At 55.6% G+C, this 22,224-nt stretch carries 15 protein-coding genes; 4 read left to right on the forward strand and 11 right to left on the reverse strand.

The annotated features are described in order from the left end of the window. Positions 1–3: 3 nt before the first annotated feature. The 4 genes from mnmE to rpmH all read right to left on the reverse strand — a co-directional run bounded on the left by mnmE (position 4) and on the right by rpmH (position 3,664). Positions 4–1,371 carry a tRNA uridine-5-carboxymethylaminomethyl(34) synthesis GTPase MnmE gene (gene mnmE, locus Q354_RS0116165; RefSeq protein ID WP_027858506.1) on the reverse strand — a complete coding sequence of 456 codons (1,368 nt, stop codon included), beginning with the start codon at positions 1,369–1,371 and terminating at the stop codon, positions 4–6. Between the two features lie 69 nt (positions 1,372–1,440). Then, positions 1,441–3,114, reverse strand: a complete 1,674-nt coding sequence (gene yidC, locus Q354_RS0116170) for a membrane protein insertase YidC (RefSeq protein ID WP_027858507.1) — start codon at positions 3,112–3,114, stop codon at positions 1,441–1,443. Positions 3,115–3,127: 13 nt separating this feature from the next. Then, complete coding sequence (rnpA, locus tag Q354_RS27990) at positions 3,128–3,502, reverse strand: ribonuclease P protein component (protein ID WP_084332632.1); 375 nt, start codon at positions 3,500–3,502, stop codon at positions 3,128–3,130. A gap of 27 nt (positions 3,503–3,529) precedes the next feature. Continuing rightward, positions 3,530–3,664: a 50S ribosomal protein L34 gene (gene rpmH, locus Q354_RS27995; protein WP_084332633.1), complete on the reverse strand. Its 135-nt coding sequence runs from the start codon at positions 3,662–3,664 to the stop codon at positions 3,530–3,532. 466 nt (positions 3,665–4,130) lie between these two features. On the opposite strand from rpmH, the gene dnaA reads away from it, so the two are divergent. Genes dnaA through gyrB form a run of 4 tightly spaced genes read left to right on the forward strand, consistent with a single transcriptional unit; the run spans position 4,131 to position 10,415 of the window. Further along, positions 4,131–5,705 carry a chromosomal replication initiator protein DnaA gene (dnaA, locus tag Q354_RS0116180; RefSeq protein WP_027858509.1) on the forward strand — a complete coding sequence of 525 codons (1,575 nt, stop codon included), beginning with the start codon at positions 4,131–4,133 and terminating at the stop codon, positions 5,703–5,705. Positions 5,706–5,732: 27 nt separating this feature from the next. Next, complete coding sequence (gene dnaN / locus Q354_RS0116185) at positions 5,733–6,836, forward strand: DNA polymerase III subunit beta (RefSeq protein WP_027858510.1); 1,104 nt, start codon at positions 5,733–5,735, stop codon at positions 6,834–6,836. Positions 6,837–6,893: 57 nt separating this feature from the next. After that, entirely contained in the window at positions 6,894–7,976 is a 1,083-nt protein-coding gene (recF, locus tag Q354_RS0116190; RefSeq protein ID WP_027858511.1) for a DNA replication/repair protein RecF, read from the forward strand. Positions 7,977–7,994: 18 nt separating this feature from the next. Next, entirely contained in the window at positions 7,995–10,415 is a 2,421-nt protein-coding gene (gene gyrB / locus Q354_RS0116195; protein ID WP_027858512.1) for a DNA topoisomerase (ATP-hydrolyzing) subunit B, read from the forward strand. A 2,627-nt stretch (positions 10,416–13,042) separates the two neighbouring features. On the opposite strand, the gene glyS is transcribed toward gyrB, so the two are convergent. The 7 genes from glyS to fmt form a co-directional block, all read right to left on the reverse strand. Next, entirely contained in the window at positions 13,043–15,121 is a 2,079-nt protein-coding gene (gene glyS, locus Q354_RS0116200; RefSeq protein WP_027858513.1) for a glycine--tRNA ligase subunit beta, read from the reverse strand. Next, on the reverse strand, positions 15,121–16,095 hold the full coding sequence (gene glyQ, locus Q354_RS0116205; RefSeq protein WP_027858514.1) for a glycine--tRNA ligase subunit alpha: 975 nt from the start codon (positions 16,093–16,095) through the stop codon (positions 15,121–15,123). The genes glyS and glyQ overlap by 1 nt, the downstream gene beginning before the upstream one ends. Positions 16,096–16,342: 247 nt before the next feature. Then, positions 16,343–16,789, reverse strand: coding sequence for a YtoQ family protein (locus Q354_RS0116215; protein WP_027858515.1), 447 nt, complete (start codon positions 16,787–16,789; stop codon positions 16,343–16,345). 162 nt (positions 16,790–16,951) lie between these two features. Continuing rightward, a complete protein-coding gene (locus Q354_RS0116220; protein ID WP_027858516.1) occupies positions 16,952–18,400 on the reverse strand; it encodes a TrkH family potassium uptake protein in 1,449 nt (482 codons plus the stop codon). Positions 18,401–18,415: 15 nt separating this feature from the next. Then, on the reverse strand, positions 18,416–19,792 hold the full coding sequence (trkA, locus tag Q354_RS0116225) for a Trk system potassium transporter TrkA (RefSeq protein WP_027858517.1): 1,377 nt from the start codon (positions 19,790–19,792) through the stop codon (positions 18,416–18,418). A gap of 13 nt (positions 19,793–19,805) precedes the next feature. Further along, complete coding sequence (gene rsmB, locus Q354_RS0116230; protein WP_027858518.1) at positions 19,806–21,116, reverse strand: 16S rRNA (cytosine(967)-C(5))-methyltransferase RsmB; 1,311 nt, start codon at positions 21,114–21,116, stop codon at positions 19,806–19,808. A 9-nt stretch (positions 21,117–21,125) separates the two neighbouring features. Next, a complete protein-coding gene (fmt, locus tag Q354_RS0116235) occupies positions 21,126–22,070 on the reverse strand; it encodes a methionyl-tRNA formyltransferase (protein WP_027858519.1) in 945 nt (314 codons plus the stop codon). Between the last annotated feature and the right edge of the window lie 154 nt (positions 22,071–22,224).

Raw genomic sequence — 22,224 nt, forward strand, 5'->3', positions numbered from 1 at the left:
TCCTTACTTTCCGATACAGAATGAACTGAAGATACGTCCCAGCAGATCATCACTGCTGAACTCTCCGGTGATCTCGCTAAGTGCCTGTTGCGCCTGTCTGAGGTCTTCCGCCAGAAGCTCACCGGCACCATTGACTTCCAGCTGCATACGGCCAGTATCGAGTAGCTCATAGGCTCGTTCGAGGGCATCAAGGTGGCGGCGTCGCGCCATAAAACCGCCTTCGGTGGTGGCGCTGAAGCCCATGCAGGCTTTCAGGTGACTGCGTAACAGTTCGATCCCTTCGCCCTGCTTGGCGGACAGGCTGATCAGGTCATGGCCAAAGCTCTGGCGATGGCCGATCGTCTCGCCAGTCAGCTCAGCCTTGTTACGGATCACGGTGATCTTCTCCTGCTGTGGCAGCTGATGGACAAAATCAGGCCAGATCTGTTCCGGGTCTTCCGCTTCTGTGGTGGTACTGTCTACCATCAGCAGTACCCGGTCGGCACTCTTGATCTCCTGCCAGGCCCGGTCGATGCCGATCCGCTCTACTTCATCCGGCGCATCCCGCAAACCGGCTGTATCGATAATATGCAGTGGCATGCCATCGATATGAATATGCTCACGCAGGACATCGCGGGTGGTACCGGCAATATCGGTGACGATGGCACTGTCCTTGCCTGCCAGCGCATTCAGTAGTGAGGACTTACCGGCGTTGGGACGGCCGGCGATCACCACATTCATACCCTCACGCAACAGGCTGCCCTGACGGGCCTCTGCCTGTACGGCTTCCAGCTGGCTGATAATGCTGTTCAGGTCATTGGCGACCTTGCCATCGGCCAGGAAATCGATCTCCTCTTCGGGGAAGTCGATCGCCGCTTCGACGTAGATGCGCAGCTGAATCAGGCTCTCGACCATCTCATGGATGCGGCGGGAGAACTCGCCCTGCAGAGAGCGCAGGGCGCACTTAGCAGCCTGTTCTGAGGCGCTGTCGATCAGGTCGGCAATGGCTTCGGCCTGGGCCAGATCGAGCTTATCGTTGAGGAAGGCTCGTTCGGAAAACTCCCCCGGACGGGCCAGTCGTGCCCCCAGCTGCTGCACCCGACGCAGCAGGAAGTCCATTACTACCGGGCCGCCGTGGCCTTGCAGCTCCAGTACATCCTCACCGGTGAATGAGTTGGGGCCGGGAAAATAGAGGGCGATACCCTGATCGATCTCTTCTCCTTCAGGGCCGAGAAAAGCACCGTAATGGGCATAGCGCGGCTTGGGTGTCAGTCCCAGAACCTGTTTGCCAATCGCCAGTGCCTGTTGGCCGGAAAGCCGGATGATGCCCACGCCACCACGACCGGGTGGGGTGGCCTGGGCAGCGATAGTGTCCTGATCTAATATGCTCATAGCGGTCTATTTTAACTGCGGAAATTAAAAAAGGCTCCCGAAGGAGCCTTTTAACAGGATAGATAACGTTTAGGCTTTCTTCGCCGGCACGTCTTCATCACCGCGTTCGATCTGCTTATTGATCAAGTACTGCTGTGCGATGGAGAGTACGTTGTTGATCACCCAGTACAGTGTCAGACCTGCCGGGAACCAGAGGAAGAAGAAGGTGAACAGAATCGGCAGCATCTTCATCACTTTAGCCTGCATCGGGTCCGGCGGTGTCGGGTTCAGCATCTGCTGAATGAACATGCTGGCACCCATCAGGATAGGCAGGATGAAGTATGGATCTTTTGCCGACAGGTCAGCCAAGTAGAGGAATTCTGCGTGACGCAGCTCTACCGATTCCATCAGTACCCAGTACAGGGCGATGAAGATTGGCATCTGCGCCAGGATCGGCAGACAGCCGCCCAGAGGATTGATCTTTTCCTTCTGGTACAGCTTCATCATCTCCTGGGACATCTTCTGGCGGTCGTCACCATACAGCTCTTTCATGCGCTGCATTTCCGGGCCGAACTTACGCATCTTCGCCATCGATTTGAATGCCTTGGCATTCAGATGGAACAGCGCCGCTTTAACCAGGATGGTAATGCCGATGATGGCCAGACCCCAGTTACCCAGCAGGCCGTGGATCCAGGTCAGCAGGGAGTAAAGCGGGGACGCGACAAACCACAGGATGCCGTAATCAACGGTCAGCTTGAGGTTTTCTGAAGCGGCCTGCATCTGCTCCTGATCCTTAGGACCGGCGTAGAAGTGGGCACTTACCGTCTGGCTATCACCTGGGTTTACAGTGAAGTCCGGAGACAGGAAGCCTACGATATAGTTACCGTTGGACTTACGGCTCTGGTAGCTGTATTCCGCACCCGGCTCAGGAATCCAGGCACTGACGAAATAGTGCTGCACGAAGGCAACAAAGCCATCCTGGGATTTCTGCTTGAACTGCGCTTCATCCATATCGTCGAAATCAACTTTCTGGTAGTTGTCTTCGGCGGTAGAGAATACGGCACCCAGATAGGACTGCATGCCCATATCGGTTGTCGAGGTCGGGTCGGCGCTCTGGTCGCGCTTAATCTGACCGAACAGGCGTGCCTGCCAGCTGTTGCCTGACTGGTTGTCGACGATGTAATCCAGGCCGACATTGTAGGAACCTTTATTAAAGGTATAGCGTTTAGTGATCTGTACACCGTCTTTAGTGGTGAGTTTCAGATCAACCTGTACGCTTTCCTGGCCGTCGAGCAGGAACTCTTTTTTCGCGACGCTGTAGGCTGGACGGCCATCTTTGCTGGCATCCGGCCCGTTTGCACCCACCAGACCGCTCTGTGATACATAGGTACGGTTCGGTGTCTGTTCTAGCAGGACGAAAGGTTGTTCAGCACCCTGAACTGCTTTATGCGCCGGCAGTGCAACCTGAATAATGTCACCGCCCTTACGGTCGATGATCACGTCCAGAACGTCAGTACGTACTGTGATCAGCTGGGCAGTTGTTGTCGGGGCTTTGTTGTCACCGGCCGCGGGAATATCCGCGTTTTTCTGCTCCTCATCGGACTGAGGCAGTTCAGAATCGGTAGACGAAGTGCTGTAGGCAGAGGTTGAGGATACGGTCTGGGCCACTGCAGGCTCCTGACCGTAATCTTCGTTCCACTGCAGTACAAGCATATAAGAGATCAGTGCCAGGGCGGCAACCAATATGACTCGCTGTACATCCATGGCGGGATAACCGTTATTTTTGCTGATGGGCTCGCTTTGCTTTCTTTCGCATACGTGACCAGCACTTATTTGCCAGACGATGAACTTGCTCGTTATCGAGACTATCCAGGCCTTTGCGGGCCAGAATAACTATATCCACCGGTGGAAGGTCGTGCTGATTAAGGCGAAAAGACTCGCGAATGATACGCCGAACACGGTTACGTTGCACCGCTCGTCGTACATTTTTTTTGGAGATCACAAACCCGAGCCGGGGGTGGTCGAGTCCGTTGTGATTGGCGAGAATGAGGATCTGCTGATCGGGGACTTTCAGCGTGACATCATCAAATACACGCTGAAAACCCCCGCCAGTTAGTATGCGTAACTGACGAGGGTATCCATAATCGGTCATGTAAAAAACCGGTCCTGCTGCCTGAGATCAGGCAGACAGGCTCTTACGGCCTTTAGCGCGACGACGGTTCAGAACCTGACGGCCATTTTTGGTAGCCATGCGGGCACGGAAACCGTGAGTACGTTTGCGTTTCAGAACGCTTGGTTGAAATGTTCTTTTCATTGGTCAGTCCAGTCGTGTCTAACGTTTGAGTTAGGTGGCTGAGTATCCACGTGTGTAAAAAATAGACGCGAAATTCTAGGGAATATATCGGCACTGATCAAGCCTTATTCTTACTTTCGGTGAAAAAAGAACCTGAATATTTTTCCAGCACAACAGCCCCTTGGGACGCCCTATTGGCTCTGTTTTTTCTGTGGAAAAGTTAGTTAATATTATTTATAACAACTGATTAGGGTGTTGGTAACTCTATTGATAATAGGTTGATGAGCTGTTGCTACTGTGAATTAGTCGGTTTCAGGGCGCTTTTTTTCGTCTCCCTATGCCTGCAATCACAGTGCTTTCCTGAGTTGTAAACAGCTTTCAATTAATTAACAAACATTGTGGATAAGTGGGGTTTTAGCAGGTAGAATCACTGCAATTATTTGTTTGGCCCGATAGTCACAGCTGCCAATTGAGGACCGGTTATATTATGTCGATGGAACTTTGGGATCGTTGTTTGCAGAGTCTGCAGGAAGAGTTTCCGGCTCAGCAATACAACACCTGGATTCGACCATTAAAAGTATCTCCGGATTCTCAGGGCAGCCTGATCCTGCTGGCCCCCAACCGCTTTGTGCGTGACTGGGTGAGTGGCAAGTTTCTTTCCCGTATTCGGGAGATTGTCTGTCAGGTCAGCGGCGATATCAGTGCCGACGTCAGGCTTGAAGTGGCACAGGTTACCAGTGGCTCAATGGCGGCTCGCAGCCGCACTGCTCCCCGGACGGTTCCACCAAGGCCTGCCCCCCGCCCTGCTCCGATGGCACCGCCAGCTGCTCCGCACATGTCGCATCAGGCAGCGCCTGAGCCGGCCCGGATGGCTGCTGCGGCACCGTTCCAGACTCCATCGCAACCCGGTGAACAGGTTTCTGTGCTTCCGGCCGAGCCGGAACCGCAGGCGCAGTTGCCGCTTGAACCCGAGGTGCTGATGCCCAGCTCCGCAGTGCGGATGCCGGAGCGCACCGTCGATGTTGAAGGTGGCCTGAGACATCAGTCCAATCTGAATGCCTCCTTTACCTTTGAGTCTTTCGTTCAGGGTAAGTCTAACCAGTTGGCACTGGCGGCGGCACGTCAGGTTGCCGACAATCCTGGCAGCTCTTACAACCCACTGTTTATATACGGTGGTGTTGGCCTCGGTAAAACCCACCTGATGCACGCGGTGGGTATGGAGATGCTGAAGCGTAACCCGAATGCCAAGATTGTCTATCTGCATTCCGAACGCTTTGTGGCGGACATGGTTAAGGCATTACAGCTGAATGCGATCAACGACTTCAAGCGCTATTACCGTTCCGTCGATGCGCTGCTGATCGATGACATTCAGTTCTTTGCCGGTAAAGAACGTTCCCAGGAGGAGTTTTTCCACACCTTTAATGCCTTGCTGGAGGGCGGCCAGCAGATGATCCTGACATCTGATCGCTACCCGAAAGAGATTAATGGTGTAGAAGAACGTCTGAAATCCCGTTTTGGCTGGGGACTCACCGTGGCCATCGAGCCTCCGGAGCTGGAAACGCGGGTTGCGATCCTGATGAAGAAGGCCGACGAGGCCCAGGTAATGCTGCCGGATGATGCTGCTTTCTTCCTGGCACAGAAAATTCGATCCAATGTACGTGAGCTGGAAGGCGCCCTTAAGCGCGTGATCGCCAACGCACATTTCACCGGTAATCCGATTACCACGCCGTTTATCAAAGAGTCCCTGAAAGACCTGCTGGCTTTGCAGGACAAACAGGTTAGTATTGATAACATTCAGCGGGTAGTTGCTGATTACTACAAAATAAAAGTTTCCGATCTACTGTCTAAACGTCGCAGCCGTTCCGTTGCCCGTCCACGCCAGGTGGCAATGAGTTTGTCGAAGGAGCTGACTAACCATAGTCTGCCAGAAATCGGCGATGCCTTCGGCGGTAGAGATCACACCACAGTACTCCATGCTTGTCGTAAGATTAAAGAGCTACGTGAGAGTGATACGGATATCAGAGAAGATTATCAGAACCTGCTACGTCATTTGACAGCGTAGCCGTTTCGGTCAAAAGGTGGGTAACCGATGAGATTTGTCATTTCGCGCGAAGCGCTAATCAAACCTCTACAGCTTGTGGCTGGTGTCGTCGAGCGTCGTCAGACGTTGCCGGTACTGTCTAACATCCTGTTAACGGCTGAAGGCGATCAGCTTTCGATGACCGGTACAGACCTGGAGGTCGAACTGGTGGGGCGCGTGCAGCTGGATGAGCCGGCTGAAGCAGGCTCTGTGACAGTGCCAGCGCGTAAGCTGATGGATATCTGTAAGTCTCTGCCGGACGAGAGCCGGATCGAGCTGACCCTTTCCGGTCAGAAGGCGATCATCAAATCCGGCCGCAGCCGCTTTTCCCTGTCAACGCTGCCGGCGGCCGAGTTCCCGAATGTCGAGGAGAGCCCTGAGACGCTGGAACTGAGCATGCTGCAGAGCCAGCTGCGTCAGCTGATCGATAAGACCGGCTTCTCTATGGCACAGCAGGATGTGCGCTACTACCTCAATGGTATGCTGCTGGAAATTGCCAATGGCCAGCTGCGCTCAGTGTCGACGGACGGTCACCGTCTTGCGACCTGTGTCAGCGAAGTGCAGGCCGATAACAGCCTGAACCACCAGGTGATTGTGCCGCGTAAGGGTATCCTTGAGCTGGCGCGACTGCTGCAGGGGGGCGATGACCCGGTACGCCTGGTGATTGGTGCCAACCATGTCCGGGCGCATGTGGGAGACTTTATCTTCACCTCTAAACTGGTGGACGGTAAATTCCCTGACTATCAGCGTGTAATCCCGCGTAACGGCGACAAGTTTATGCTGGGTGATCGTCAGGAACTGCGTCAGGTCTTCAGCCGTATTGCGATCCTCTCTAATGAGAAGTACCGCGGCGTACGTCTGACCCTGTCCAATGGCTTCCTGCAGGTGATGGCGAATAACCCGGAGCAGGAAGAAGCAGAAGAAACGGTGGCAGTGGATTATGAAGGCGACAGCCTGGAGATCGGCTTCAACGTAAATTACCTGCTGGATGTACTGTCTATCCTCAACTCCGATGTGGTGCGCTTCAAACTGAGCGATCAGAACAGCAGTGCCCTGATCGAAGGTTTCGATGAGGAAGGTGCACTTTACGTTGTTATGCCAATGCGTATGTAATTTCTTCCGGGTCGCTGCGGCTGCGCAGTGACCCGCCCTTCGATACTTCCCACCTGAATGTCTATTCTCGATCTGCGTATTCAGACAGTCCGTAACCTGTCAGCAGTCGCCATGCAGCCTTCCACCCGTATCAATATTATCTGCGGTGAAAACGGCAGTGGTAAAACCAGTGTACTGGAGGCGATTCACCTGCTTGGACTGGCCCGCTCTTTCCGTACCAGCCAGGTTCGCCATCTGATCCAGTCCGGTCAGCCGGGGTGTGTGGCGCATGCCCAGGTGGACAGTGCCGGTCACCGACAGCCACTGGGTGTAGAACGGCGTCTGGATGGCGATCTTAATATCCGATTTGCCGGTGAGAACATCGACCTTTCCACCCTGGCCGGACTGTTGCCGCTACAGGTGATCAACTCCGATACCTTCCAGTTGCTGGAGGGATCGCCCTCGATCCGGCGCCAGTTTGTCGACTGGGGTGTGTTCCATGCTGATCGCCGCTTTATTCAGTGCTGGCGGAGTTTTAAACGGGTACTTAAACAAAGGAATAGCCTGCTGAAATATGGTAAAATTGACCATCGCATGCGGCAGGTTTGGGACCGTGAATTTGTTAGCTATTCCGAGCAGTTAACGGCATCCAGAATCGACTATCTGCGGCAGCTTCAACCCCATTTCGAGGCGATCATCAAGCGCCTCCTGCCCGACGTTGAAATAGCCCTTGGCTTCTATCGGGGATGGGATCGCAAAGCGGATCTGGACGTGGTTCTGGAGAAGGCTTTTCAGCGAGAGCTGCAGCAGGGTTTTACCAATGCCGGACCGCAGCGCGCCGATCTGCGTATTAAGGCCAATGGCCACAGTGCCAGCGAACGCCTCTCCAGGGGACAGAAGAAACTTGTGGTCAGCGCCTTGAAGCTGGCCCAGGGAGCGCTGTTCAATCAGATGAGTTCCAGGCCCTGTATCTATCTGATCGATGACCTGCCGTCCGAACTGGACAGCCACCATAGCCGGCTGTTCTGCGAGTTTTTGGAGGAATCCTCCAATCAGTGTTTTATTACCTGTGTCGATGCTGACGCATTGGCGTATCCATGGTCGACACAAACGGATGTCGCTCGGTTCTCAATCGAATCCGGCGCTCTGTCGCGAGTATAAATGAGTTAGGAGACTTTGATGAGCGACGACAACCAGAATTATGACTCCTCAAGCATTAAGGTTCTGAAAGGCCTGGACGCGGTTCGTAAGCGCCCGGGTATGTATATCGGTGATACCGATGACGGTACGGGTCTCCACCATATGGTGTTCGAGATCGTCGACAACTCTATTGATGAGGCGCTCGCTGGTTACTGTAGTGAAATCAAAGTCGTTATCCATCCGGATGACAGCGTATCGGTTTCTGATAACGGCCGTGGTATCCCAACCGATATCCACGAGGAGGAAGGTGTTTCCGCTGCCGAAGTGATCATGACCGTACTGCATGCCGGCGGTAAGTTTGACGACAACTCCTACAAGGTCTCCGGTGGCCTGCACGGTGTCGGGGTATCCGTTGTAAATGCGCTGTCTACCGAGTTGCGCCTGACGGTGCGACGCAATGGCAAGGTACATGAACAGGTCTATGAGCACGGTGTACCGCGCGAGCCGCTGAAAGTGATCGGCGAAACCGAAAGCAGCGGTACCCATGTCCGTTTCTTCCCTTCGACAGAAACGTTCACCAATACGACGTTCCAGTTCGACCTGCTGGCTAAGCGCCTGCGCGAACTCTCTTTCCTCAACTCCGGTGTACGTATCGTATTGAAGGATGAGCGTGCCGGTCGTGAAGAGGTCTTCGAATATGAAGGCGGTCTGAGTGCATTCGTTGGCTTCCTCAACACCAATAAGACCACCGTGAATAACATGTTTCACTTTACCGTGATGCATGAAAACGGTGTCGGTGTCGAAGTGGCGATGCAGTGGAACGACAGCTTCCAGGAAAGCATTCACTGCTTTACCAACAATATCCCGCAGCGTGACGGTGGTACCCACCTGTCCGGATTCCGTACCGCCCTGACCCGCTGCCTGAATAACTACATCGAATCCGAAGGCCTCAATAAGAACGGTAAGATCGCCACCAGTGGTGACGACTGCCGTGAAGGCCTGACGGCAATTATCTCGGTCAAAGTGCCGGACCCTAAATTCTCTTCCCAGACTAAGGACAAGCTGGTCTCTTCCGAAGTGAAGACCGCGGTCGAACAGTGCATGGGTGAGAAACTGGCGGAGTACCTGCAGGAGAATCCGCAGGACTCCAAGTCGGTTGTCGCCAAGATGATCGATGCCGCCCGTGCCCGTGAAGCGGCCCGTAAGGCGCGTGAAATGACGCGCCGTAAAGGTGCGCTGGATATCGCCGGCCTTCCCGGCAAGCTGGCCGACTGTCAGGAGAAAGATCCTGCGTTGTCCGAACTGTTCATAGTGGAGGGTGACTCCGCTGGCGGTTCTGCCAAGCAGGGACGTGACCGTCGTACCCAGGCGATCCTGCCGTTGAAGGGTAAGATCCTCAACGTCGAGAAAGCGCGCTTCGATAAGATGCTCTCCTCGGCAGAAGTCGGCACCCTGATCACCGCACTGGGCTGTGGTATCGGCCGTGAAGAATATAACCCGGACAAACTGCGTTACCACAGCATCATCATCATGACCGATGCGGATGTGGATGGATCGCATATCCGTACCCTGCTGCTGACCTTCTTCTTCCGTCAGATGCCTGAACTGATCGAGCGCGGCTATATCTATATTGCCCAGCCACCGCTGTACAAGATCAAGAAAGGAAAGCAGGAGCAGTACCTGAAAGACGACGATGCGCTGGATAACTACCTGCTGCAGGGCGCGCTGGAAGGCACCACCCTGCATGTCAATCCGGATGCCCCGGGCATCACCGGCGTTGAGCTGGAGAAGATCGTACAGCAATACCGCACGGTCATCGCCACGGTAAACCGCCTCTCCCGCCTCTACCCGGCACCGGTGCTTAAGTCACTGCTCTCCATCTCCCGGATGAATAGCGCGATGCTGAGCGACGAAGATGCTGTCACCGGGTGGAGCGACCAGCTGGATGATGTTCTGGCAGAACTGAGCGACAACGCCGTGCAGTATCGCTGTGCAGTGGCCGAAGACAAAGAACACAGCCAGTTCGTACCTAAAGTCGTGATGACCCAGCACGGTGTCGAGCATGACTACACACTGGGTGGCGACTTCTTCGGTTCCAAAGAGTACAGCAGCATGGCCGATATGTCCGAGCTGTTGAGTGGACTGCTTGAAGAAGGTGCTTATCTTAAGCGTGGCGAGCGTACGCTGCCGCTGAACGACTTTGAGGATGGCCTGAACTGGCTGCTGGGCCTGTCCCGTCGCGGCCACTCTATCCAGCGCTATAAAGGACTGGGTGAGATGAACGCTGACCAGCTGGCCGAAACCACCATGGAACCGGAGCATCGTCGCATGCTGCAGGTGACTATCGAAGACGCGATCGCCGCCGACCAGCTCTTCACCACCCTGATGGGTGATGAGGTCGAGCCGCGCCGTAACTTCATCGAGTCCAACGCCCTGAACGTTGCTAACCTGGACGTTTGATCCGCTAGCTCGCTTCGGATATTCGGAGCAGTAGAGTTTGAAAAGGCGAGCCTCAGCGGGCTCGCCTTTTTACTTTTTGTTGTTCCTTCTTTTGGTCCCTGCCTATCCCTCTTTTCCTCTCAGCTTTCAGCCTGCCTCTTGTCTAACTATTCGCTCGTTGGTCGCACTAGTGATGACTGATATCCCAACTTAGTTAGCAGCGAGATTCGATTTTATTGCCGTCTACTTTGATCCGCAGGATCGATTTCCCTGCTGCTGTTTCACGTGAAACACTTTGCAGTTCTAGCATGTTTTCGGTGGCTCAGCCGCAGAAATTTTTTCTGAAAGCCAGTGCTGTGATGTGGGAATAATAGTGTGAAAATGGACTTTCGCGGTTCGGGGTTTCCTACCAGGATTTTAACCTGCGTTCTTCGCCAAGCTTTTCTCAGGTAAATTCGCGCTACAAAAATAATTCCATTAATACTGGGACTACTTGAAGGGAGTTTCCTCGCTCGACACTTTTAGTCTGGATCAGGCTCACTTTGCTCACACTGGCAGACTTACTGAAAGAACTTTAAAGAGCTGTGCCAATCGATCGATCGCTTAGGTAGATTGACGGCTTTTTGTGTTTTGGTAGATGCGGCTTTCCCACGTTGGCGAATGCTGGTGACAGGCGCATGTCGCAGTTTTAGTTTGGTCTGTGCTTCGTTGCCGTCGGCTAAAGAGCCATGTTTGAGAGTTGTGGTTGTTGGTCTGTTTCAGATGGCACTTTGGGGGCAGTAGATCTCTGGGAAACACTTGAGAGGCAGCTTGATCTGAAAGCTTTATTAGTTAGGTTGGGCGGTAACTCCTCTCTTTTGGGAAGACGAGATTGTCACGTTATTTCGGTTTCTATCTGTGCTTAGCGATCGTATTCAGGCCCGACTACCTTCACCTCAGATCATTAAAATACGGACCTCGACGGTGTAACAGATTGCTCAGTCGTTGAAGGCTCTTTAGTGGCCCTTGTTGTTGCTATCGGCAGACCAGCAAAAATTCAAGATGGCTCTGTTGGGTTTCAGGTGAAACCAATACTGGCAAGGCAGCGTATCAAGCTTTCCCTATTGATCGGTTCACAGATTTGTTTTGGCACTAACCTGCTATCTGTTCGAGTTATCCTACTGTGATATGGCTGATGACTAAGCTGTGGCGAGCGATGTCTGATGGTTAGTACTGCCACTAGCTATGCCAAGCCTTAGTGTACTTAGTGAGGCTATGCAGAAGAGGAAGTCACCATAGAGTAAGGTCTGGCGGTTGGGTACGTTATGGGCTTAATTGCCAAGTATCGAAGCTGGTTTCTGTTGGGAGGGGTATCGGCAGTGCTATCAGTACAGCGACCTTCTGGCTAAAGCAATGTTCAGATTGCTACCTAAGCAGTGAGAGAGCCTGCTATGTGCTTCTATCTGAGCGGGAAGCGTGCTGTCTGATTATGGGATCGGTAAAGGAGCGGAGTAGACGATGGGGAAGTCTGAGCTCTGGATCTGTGCAGTTAGCTCTAGATGGGTATTGTCAAAGTGCCTCGGTCTAACGCTAACTGAAGCTACTGTGTATGGCAGCGATAGATCTTAAACTGGTAATCGTGATCGCTGCTTCATGTGAAACACCTACCTGACCAACTCCCCTCTGTTGTCATTAGTTTAATGCAGTGGATCTAAGATAGATCAACTTCCCCCCTTCCTTTTACTTATCCCCCATTACTGACTTCACTTAGAGCTGAGCCGAATATCTTTACCAGAGCCGCTTGGCTAATTTGTTCTCTAGAGCCTAGATGGATATATGTTGTTTGATCCCCTGGGCCTTCGCCCCTGAAGCGACCCCTGGAGCTTATCTGCTGCTGACCTATCTAATGGATGTTTCACGTGAAACCGTTACCTCCAGCTAGTAATCGTGAACGATGAGCCTGAGGTTTTTAAGGCTTGGTTTGATGCAACCATCTACCCTTCTCCGTAATCCAGGCATCCTTTTACAGGTATATAACGCAGTAAGCAGGTCGCTTTGTATTCCTTATAAGTACAGCTGCCAACAACGGTTAATAGGTGGTTGGCAGCGTGTATGGTCTGCTGGATTGCCGGCTTCTAGCTGCTCTATTGGCTCTTCGAATTCTGCCTAGTCCTTTACCGATTGGTTGGGTCTCTGAGCTAGCGGTATGGACGATCGTTGACCGAATACTCGGTAATGTCATTTTTAATGACAGATAGATTCCCTAGGACTGACCGTCGTCGAGATGTATTTGGGGAGTCTGGTAGGCCTTCCTGGAAGACATTGTTGGGGCTGTAGTAAGCGGAAGCTATTCTGGAAATGCTGTGTTGGGATGCGCAGGCTTATCCCAACCTACTCCGAAAACTCCTCGGATAGTGCCGGAGGTGTTTCACGTGGAACATGGTAAGCCAGAAGCCAGAAGCCAGAAGCCAGAAGCCAGAAGCCAGAAGCCAGAAGCCAGAAGCCAGAAGCCAGAAGCCAGAAGCCAGAAGCCAGAAGCTAAAAGCTAAAAGCTAAAAGCTAAAAGCTAAAAGCTAAAAGCTAAAAGCTTCTCCGGTGTGTCCTCCGAGAAACAGGCACTAAAAAGCCGCTCCGAAGAGCGGCTTTTTGCTTCCTACAGCTAAGGTTAATTAGCCCAGGATGGAGATATCGGCGACACCGAGGAACAGGCTGCGCAGCTGGCTCAGCAGCGCCAGGCGGTTATTGCGGACCGCTTCGTCGTCGGCCATGACCATTACGTCTTCGAAGAAGTTGTCGACGCTGCTGCGCAGTGCGGACAGTTTCTCCAGCGCGGCCTGGTAGTCACCGGCTTCAAACAGCGCTTCGATACCCGGCTGGATATTCTGCAGCTCCGCGGCCAGTGCCTGCTCGGCAGCATCCTGCAGCAGGCTCTCAGAGACCGCTGGGGTGCCTTTGACTTCCTGCTTGCTGAGGATGTTGGAGACACGCTTGTTGGCGGCTGCCAGCGCTTCCGCTTCGCTCAGGCTGCGGAAGTGGTTAACGGCCTTAACGCGCTTGTCGAAGTCCAGTGGGCTGGTTGGCTTAACGGCCAGAACCGCTAGGAAAACCTCGGCAGAGATGCCGGCGTCTTCGTACCAGGCACGGAAACGCTCCAGCATAAAGTCGAGGACTTTCTCTTCCAGGCCTTCGCGCGCCGGCAGGTCGTTGTGGTTGTCGGCAGCGATCTTCAACAGTTCGCGCAGGTCCAGGTCCAGGCCGCTCTCTACGATGATACGCAGGGTGCCCAGCGTCGCGCGACGCAGGGCGAACGGGTCTTTAGAACCTGTTGGTGGCTGGTTGATACCGAACAGGCCGACCAGGGTATCCAGACGGTCGGCGATGGCGACAGCCATACCGGTCTGTGTAGTTGGCAGCTGGTCGCCGGCAAAACGAGGCATATAATGCTCGTCCTGCGCCTTAGCCACTTCTTCCGCTTCGCCATCGTTGGTGGCGTAGTGGTAACCCATCAGGCCCTGCAGTTCTGGGAATTCCAGAACCATGTCAGAGACCAGGTCCGCCTTACACAGCAGACCGGCACGCTCGGCCCAGCCTTTGTCGGAGCCGATTTTCTCGGCGATCAGACCTGCCAGCTTGGCGATACGCTCAGTCTTCTCGTGAACGGTTCCAAGGTCTTTCTGGAACACGATCTTCTTCAGCTGTTCGGTACGGGTTTCCAGCGAGGTCTTCTTATCCGTCTCGAAGAAGAAGGCGGCATCGGCCAGACGCGGACGGATCACCTTCTCGTTACCTTCGATCACCTGCTGCGGCTCTTTCGACTCGATGTTGGAGATGGTGATAAAGAACGGTGCCAGCTCGCCTTCCTTATTCAGCAGGTGGAAGTATTTCTGGTGGTCCGCCATAGAGGAGATCAGGGCCTGGGCAGGTACATCCAGGAAGCGCTCTTCGAAGCGACCCAGCAGTGCAACCGGCCACTCGTTCAGGGCGGTCACTTCATCCAGCAGACCGGAATCGATCACTACTTCGGCACCGACCTTCTCCGCTTCGGCCAGCGCCTGGCTACGGATCAGCTCGCGGCGCTCGGCAAAGTCGGCCAGCACGTAACCACGCTCTTTCAGCGTTGTCGCGTAGTCAGCAGGTGCGATCAGCTCGATCTCCTGATTGTAGTGGAAGCGATGACCGCGGGTTTTACGGCCGGCCTTCAGGCTCATGATCTCGCATTCGATCACTTCGTCACCCAGCATCATCACGACCCATTTAACCGGGCGGACGAACTCGGCTCGGGAGGCGCCCCAGCGCATACGCTTGGCGATCGGCAACTTGTCCAGCGCATTCTGGATGATAGCGGGCAGTGCATCGGCCAGCGGCTTGGCTGCAGTTTCCTGACGGAAGCAGAGTTTTCCATCCTGTTCTTCCAACTGATCGACGCTGGTGCCGCACTTCCTGGCGAAACCTTCCAGTGCCTTGGTCGGGTTACCGTCGGCATCGTAGGCGATACGTGCCGGTGGGCCCTGCATAAAGAAGGTGCTGGCGGGAACTTCCGTGGCCAGGCTTTCGATCAGTACAGCCAGACGACGTGGTGCGGCGTAGGATTTAACCGCAGAGTCTTTTAGCAGCGCTTTGGCATCTTTACCCAGTGCGGATTCGATACCGGCCAGGATCTCTTTTTGCAGTGCGTTGGACAGGGTCAGCAGGGCCTTAGGTGGCAGCTCTTCGGTACCCAGTTCAAACAGAAAATCTTTAGCAGCCATTACTTGTTTTCCTCCTCGCAGGCAGCCAGTACTTCCTGGCGGATTGATTCTTCTGCCAGAGGGAAGCCAAGTGCTTTACGGGCATTGAAATAAGCCTGGGCGACATCGCGGGCCAGTGTACGAACGCGCAGGATATAGCGCTGGCGTTCAGTGACAGAGATGGCGTGGCGGGCATCCAGCAGGTTAAAGGTGTGTGAAGCTTTCAGAACCTGTTCGTAGGCAGGCAGTGGCAGCGGTGTTTCCAGCGCCAGCAGCTTGTTACATTCACGCTCATGGAAGTCGAAGTTGCCGAACAGGGTGTCGACATCGGCATGTTCGAAGTTGTAGGTGGACTGCTCTACTTCATTCTGGTGGAACACGTCGCCGTAGCTGACTTCGGAACCGTCCGGGTGACGGGCCCAGACCAGGTCATAGACGCTGTCGACCTGCTGGATATACATGGCGATACGTTCCAGACCGTAGGTGATTTCGCCGGTTACCGGGTAGCATTCCAGGCCACCGGCCTGCTGGAAGTAGGTGAACTGAGTCACTTCCATGCCGTTGAGCCAGACTTCCCAACCCAGCCCCCAGGCACCCAGCGTCGGCGATTCCCAGTTGTCTTCGACGAAGCGGATATCATGTACCAGCGGATCGATACCGATATGGGCCATAGAGCCCAGGTATAGCTCCTGGAAGTTGTCCGGATTGGGTTTCAGTACCACCTGGAACTGGTAGTAGTGCTGCAGGCGGTTGGGGTTCTCACCGTAACGGCCGTCGGTTGGACGGCGGCTTGGCTGCACGTAAGCTGAGCGCCAGGATTCCGGGCCGATGGAACGCAGGAAAGTCGCCGGGTGGAATGTCCCCGCCCCTACTTCCATATCCAGTGGTTGCACGATTACACAACCCTGCTCTGCCCAATACTGCTGCAGTGCAAGGATCAGTCCCTGAAATGTACCTACGTCTGGAGTCACCTTGTCAGTCACGGAATTCACCATTTAACGAAATTGGCCGGATAGAGACGCTGCATCACCGCCAGGGTGTTAAGAATATGCAGCAGAGCCTCCGGAAAATAAGAGCGAAAGTATACACCAAAATTGGCCACAAGCGGGGGGCTGTAGCGGCTTGATAGGTGGATAAGCCAGCCCGCTCGGACTGCTCCGAAAGCCTGCTGACAGAAACAGAAACGGACAGCCGAGGCTGTCCGTTTGAGGCGTCTTATCCTGACTGAGTCAGGGTAAGGGATCAGTAATCCAGGCAGAGGTATTTCAGTACCTCGATCACCTCTTCCGTGTTGGAGGCCACGGCCTGGGCGCAGGCATCGATCTCTTTCAGCGGATGGGTCAGCTCCGGGGCATGCTCGACGATCAGGGACTTGCCGTGGGCGATCGCCATACCGGCATCAAAGGCGGCATTCCACTGACGGTACTTATCGCCGAAACGGACGATCACGATATCGGCCCGCTTGATCGCCGTCAGGTGGCGGATACTGTTGATCTTAGCGGCCTTGTGATCCTTCCAGAAGTTGCTCTGTTCGGCGCCCAGCAGTTCGTCGCCGCAGTTATCACTGGATTCATGATCGGTGTTGGGCGTCAGGATATCGACCGGCAGGCCGTTCTGGTGCACGGCACGCTTGATCTGATCGCGCCATTCGGTGTGGATCTCGCCGGACAGGTAGACGGTATAACGCATAGTTAAATCTCTTGGCAGAAAAATATCGGCCGGAAGGCTCTGCACTGGCACAGGCTTGCCGTTTACCGATGGATGAAATTAGCACTCTGTGGTGCCTTGGCTTGTGCAGGCGGCCTGCTGCATTGCTTGAATCGCATCGCAGAAGGCCGCCCGGAGAACAGCTTAACGCTTCCAGAAGATCGGCGTAAACAGTACCAGCAGGGTAAATACCTCAAGTCGTCCCAGCAGCATGGCGAAGCAGAGCACCCACTTGGCAGTGTCATTGATATCCCCATAGTGGGCGGCAACATCACCCAGGCCCGGGCCGAGGTTATTCAGCGTAGCGCCGACCGCCGACCAGGCGGTGACCTGATCCAGCCCGGTGGCGAGCAGGATGATCAGCATTACGACGAAGACAATCAGGTAGACTGAGAAGAAGCCCCAGACCGCTTCCAGTACCTTGTCCGAGATCGGCTTGCGGCCCAGCTTGACCGGGATCACGGCGTTGGGGTGTACCAGGCGTTTGATCTCACGGTAGCCCTGCTTCAGGATCAGCACGATCCTGATCACCTTCATACCGCCGCCGGTGGAGCCGGCACAACCGCCGGCAAAGGCGGCGACAAACAGCAGGAACGGCAGCATTACCGGCCAGTGGGCAAAGTCGGCGGTGGCGAAGCCGGTAGTAGTGGCGACCGAGACCACCATAAACACCGCTTTGCGGACGGACTCCAGCGGCGCGTAGGTATCGGTCTGGATCAGGGCAAACACCGCCAGCAGCGAGATCGCCAGCAGCGAGCTGATATAGAACTTAAACTCCGGGTCATGCAGGTAGTGACTCAGCGAGCGCATCCGCCAGGCGAAGAAGTGCAGGCTGAAGTTGACCGCCGAGATCACCATAAAGAACACGCAGATCGCTTCGATCATCGGGTTGTCGAAGTAGCCGATACTGGCATCATGGGTGGAAAAGCCGCCGATTGCCACGGTGGAAAAGGAGTGACTGATCGCATCAAACCAGCTCATGCCCGCCAGGTAGTAGCCGATGGCACAGGCCACCGTGAGGGCCAGGTAGATATACCACAGCGCCTTGGCCGTCTCGGTAATACGTGGTGTCAGCTTGGAGTCTTTCACCGGCCCTGGCGTTTCGGCGCGGTACAGCTGCATCCCCCCTATCCCCAGCATCGGCAGGATCGCCACCGCCAGGACGATAATCCCCATACCGCCGAGCCACTGCAGCTGCTGGCGGTAGAACAGGATCGACTCCGGCAGGTCGTCGATACCGGTAATCACCGTGGCCCCGGTGGTGGTCAGTCCCGACAGGGACTCGAATACCGCATCCACCACGCTGAGGTGGGGGTTATCCGACAGCATCAGCGGGAAGGCCCCGAAGAGTCCCAGTACGGCCCAGAACAGTACGGTGATCAGGAAGCCGTCCCGGGTGCGCAGGTCATCCCGCACCCGGTAGACCGGAATCCACATAAAGAAGCCGGTCATCAGGGTAATCAGGAAGGCGGACAGGAAGGCCAGTGTGGCGCCGTCATCATAGGAAACTGAGATTGCCACCGGTGGCAGCATGGTGATGCTGAAGATCATCAGCAGGATGCCAAGAATACGAAGGATCACTTTGTAGTGCATCGGATGCGTCCTGCCTTAGAAGAATGCCAGTCCAACCTGGAACAACCGCTCTACATCGGTGATCCGTTTCTTGTCGACCAGGAACAGGATCACATGGTCGCCGTTTTCCACCACCACATCATCGTGGGCGATCAGTACCTCATCGTTCCGGATAATGGCACCGATGGTACAGCCCGGCGGCAGATTGATCTCCTCGATCGCCCGCCCGACCACCTTGGAGGAACGCTCGTCACCGTGTGCCACGGCTTCCAGGGCTTCGGCTGCACCGCGACGCAGGCTGTGTACCGCCGCCACGTCGCCACGGCGGACATGGGTCAGCAGCGCGCCGATGGTGGTCTGTTGCGGCGAGATAGCGATATCGATCGCCCCACCCTGCACCAGATCGACATAGGCCGGGTTGTTAATCAGTGTCATCACCGTGCGCACGCCGAGTCGCTTGGCCAGCATCGACGCCATGATATTGGCTTCGTCGTCATTGGTCAGGGCGCAGAAAACATCAGTGTCTTCGATGTTCTCTTCCAGCAGCAGGTCCTTGTCGGAAGCGCTGCCGTGCAGCACGATGGTGTTGTTGAGGCGTCGGGCCAGGCCCTCGCAGCGGCTCATGCTGCGCTCGATGATCTTGACCTGAAAGTCATTCTCGATCGAGCTGGCGAGGCGGGCTCCGATATTACCGCCGCCGGCGATAATGATGCGTTTGTAGGGGCGGTCGAGGCGGCGCATCTCCGACATCACGGCGCGGATATCCTTACGCGCAGCGATAAAGAACACCTCGTCATCGGCTTCGATCACCGTATCCCCTTTCGGGATGATCGGCGAGCCGCGCCTGAATATGGCTGCCACGCGGGTGTCGACCGCCGGCATATGGGCGCGCAGGTAGGAGATCTCGCGTCCCACCAGCGGGCCACCGTAGTAGGCGCGGACCGCAACCAGCTGGGCCTGGCCCTCGGCAAAGTCGAGTACCTGCAGTGCGCCCGGATGTTCTATCAGACGCTTGATATGCCGTGTTACCAGCTCTTCCGGGCTGATCAGGACGTCGACCGGGATCGCCTTGTCATTGAAGATGGAGAGGTTCTTCTTCAGGTAGTCATGCTCGCGTACGCGGGCGATCTTGGTCGGGGTATGGTACAGCGTCTGGGCCAGCTGACAGGCGATCATATTGACTTCGTCAGAGTTGGTCACCGCGATCAGCATATCAGCATCCTGGGCGGCCGCCTGGTCCAGCACGGAGGGATAGGAGGCCTTGCCTTCCACCGTGCGGATATCGAGCCGGTCCTGCAGTTCGCGCAGTCGGCTGGTGTCGGTATCGACGATGGTAATATCGTTTGCTTCGCTGGCGAGGTTTTCTGCCAGCGTGCCGCCTACCTGGCCAGCACCCAGAATGATGATTTTCATGCTTGCACTTTAATTATTCAGCCTGATCCGCTGATTTCTCCAGTACTGCGTAAAAGAAGCCGTCATGGCCGCCATCCTGCGGGAACAGCTGACGTCCGAATGGCCGCGGCTCTCCCCACTCTGCGTCGATCTCACAATGTACGGCGTCCGCTGTGGCGGCCATAAAGCGCTTGATCAGGCGCTCATTTTCCTGCGGGAAGATCGAGCAGGTGGCATAAACCAGGCGACCGCCCGGTTTCAGCATCTGCCAGCAGTTGTTCAGAATCGCCCACTGAATCTGACTCAGCTGCTGAATATCCTCACCTTTTCGCAGGTATTTTATATCCGGGTTACGGCGAATAACACCGGTGGCTGAACAGGGGGCATCCAGCAGTATGCGGTCATAAGCCTGCCCATCCCACCAGTCCTGCGATGCGGCATCGGCCTGATGCAGTGTGGCCGTCAGGCTGAGGCGCTGCAGGTTCTCTTCGATGCGCGGCAGGCGGCGCTGTTCCAGCTCCACCGCTTCGACGCTGGCCAGCGCAGGCTCGGCTTCGAGGATGTGGCACAGTTTGCCGCCCGGGGCCGCACAGGCATCCAGTACCCGTTGCCCGGCCTGCAGATCCAGCAATCCGGCTGACAGCTGGGCGGCTTCGTCCTGCACGCTGCAGTCGCCAAAGAAGAATCCCGGTAACAGATCGACATCACAGGCTTCTTCCAGTGTCACGCCATCCGGGCTGTGACGGCAGGCATGAGCCGCATGGCCCTCGCCTTGCAGCTGTTCCAGATACTGCTGGCGGCTGAGCTTGAGACGATTGACCCGCAGTGTCAGCGGGGCCTGCTCGCAGTTATTGCCCTCTAGGATCTGCTGCCAGTGATCGGGCCAGTTGTTGCTCAGCTTACTGATAAACCATTCCGGATGGTTGTATTGCCATACCGGGTTGTCACCCAGCGCTAGTTCCAGCGCCTCACCTTCGCGCTGGTAGTTGCGCAGAATCGCATTCAGCAGCCCTTTGGCCCAGCCCTTGTTCAGGTCTGTGGTCGCAGAGACGGTTTCGTTGATCGCCGCATGTGCCGGGATACGCATACTGCGCAACTGGTAGAGGCCGACCAGCACTAGCACCCGGACATCGTAGTCCTGTGGCTTAAACGGCTTTTTCAGCAGTCGTGTTGCCAGCAGGTTGAGGCGCGGGAAGTCACGCATCGTGCCGAAGCAGAGCTTCTGCAGCAGGGCGCGGTCTTTATCCGGGCAGCGCTCTAGCGCCGCCGGCATGACCGCATTCAGGGAGCCCTGATGGCGCAGCAACGGCGCCAGTGTTTCTGCTGCGAGGGTACGGATATTCATCTGCGGTGGTTATCCCAGCTGTTTGCCTGTCGGGAACAGGTCGCGTTTGGCATTAAGGATGGCACTGGCCTGCAGCGGCTTGCCGCCCGGCAGCTGCAGCTTGGTCAGGCGCAATGAGCCTTGGCCACAGCCCACCTGGATACTGCGCTTATCGGTACTGATAATCTCGCCCGGGGTTGCGGTCGCGCTATTATCCGCTTCGGCAAACCAGATCCGCATCGTCTGGCCGTCCAGCTCGCAGAAAGCCACCGGCCAGGGACTCAGACCACGCACCTGGCGGGCGATCAGCTCAGCCGGCTGGCTCCAGTCGATCCTGCCCTCCTGCTTCTCGAGCTTCTGGGCGTAGTTGGCCAGGCTGTCATCCTGTTTCTCGGGATCGGCCTTGTCATCGCGGATCAGCGCCAGGGTTTCGACCAGTGCCCCGGCACCCATTTCCGCCAGGCGGTCGTGCAGGTCACCACTGGTGTCGCTGTCGCTGATCGGCGTTTCTACTTTGTAGAGCATATCGCCGGTGTCCAGGCCTACATCCATCTGCATGATAGTGATGCCGGTGCTCTGATCCCCTGCCAGTACGGCACGGTGGATCGGTGCGGCACCGCGCCAGCGCGGCAGTATAGAGCCATGCACATTGATACAGCCCAGGCGCGGGGTGTCCAGCACCGCCTTGGGTAGCAGCAGACCATAGGCCACCACCACCATAATATCGGCATTCAGCGCGGCCAGCTCCGCCTGCTCGGCTTCGCCCTTAAGGCTCAGGGGCTGATAGACCGGAATATCATGTTCCAGCGCCAGTTTCTTAACCGGACCCGGTGTCAGCTTACGGCCGCGACCGGAGGGGCGATCAGGCTGGGTGTAGACGGCAATCACTTCGTGCTCACTGCCAAGCAAGGCCTGCAGGCTGGTGGCGGCAAAGTCCGGGGTGCCGGCAAAGATAATACGCAGAGGGTTGGACATCGATAAAACTCCCAAACGAGGAACAGGATCTGAGGCGGTGTGAAAACTATGACGACTTGGCCGTAGGACGTTAAAAAAGCCACTCGAAATGCTCATTTACCCGTGTAAATTCCGCTTTCTCGTGGCTTTTGCCTTCTCTGGCCTACGCTCACTG

It is taken from the genome of Marinobacterium jannaschii DSM 6295, from assembly GCF_000620085.1.
In the GTDB taxonomy this organism is placed as follows: Bacteria; Pseudomonadota; Gammaproteobacteria; order Pseudomonadales; family Balneatricaceae; genus Pontibacterium; species Pontibacterium jannaschii.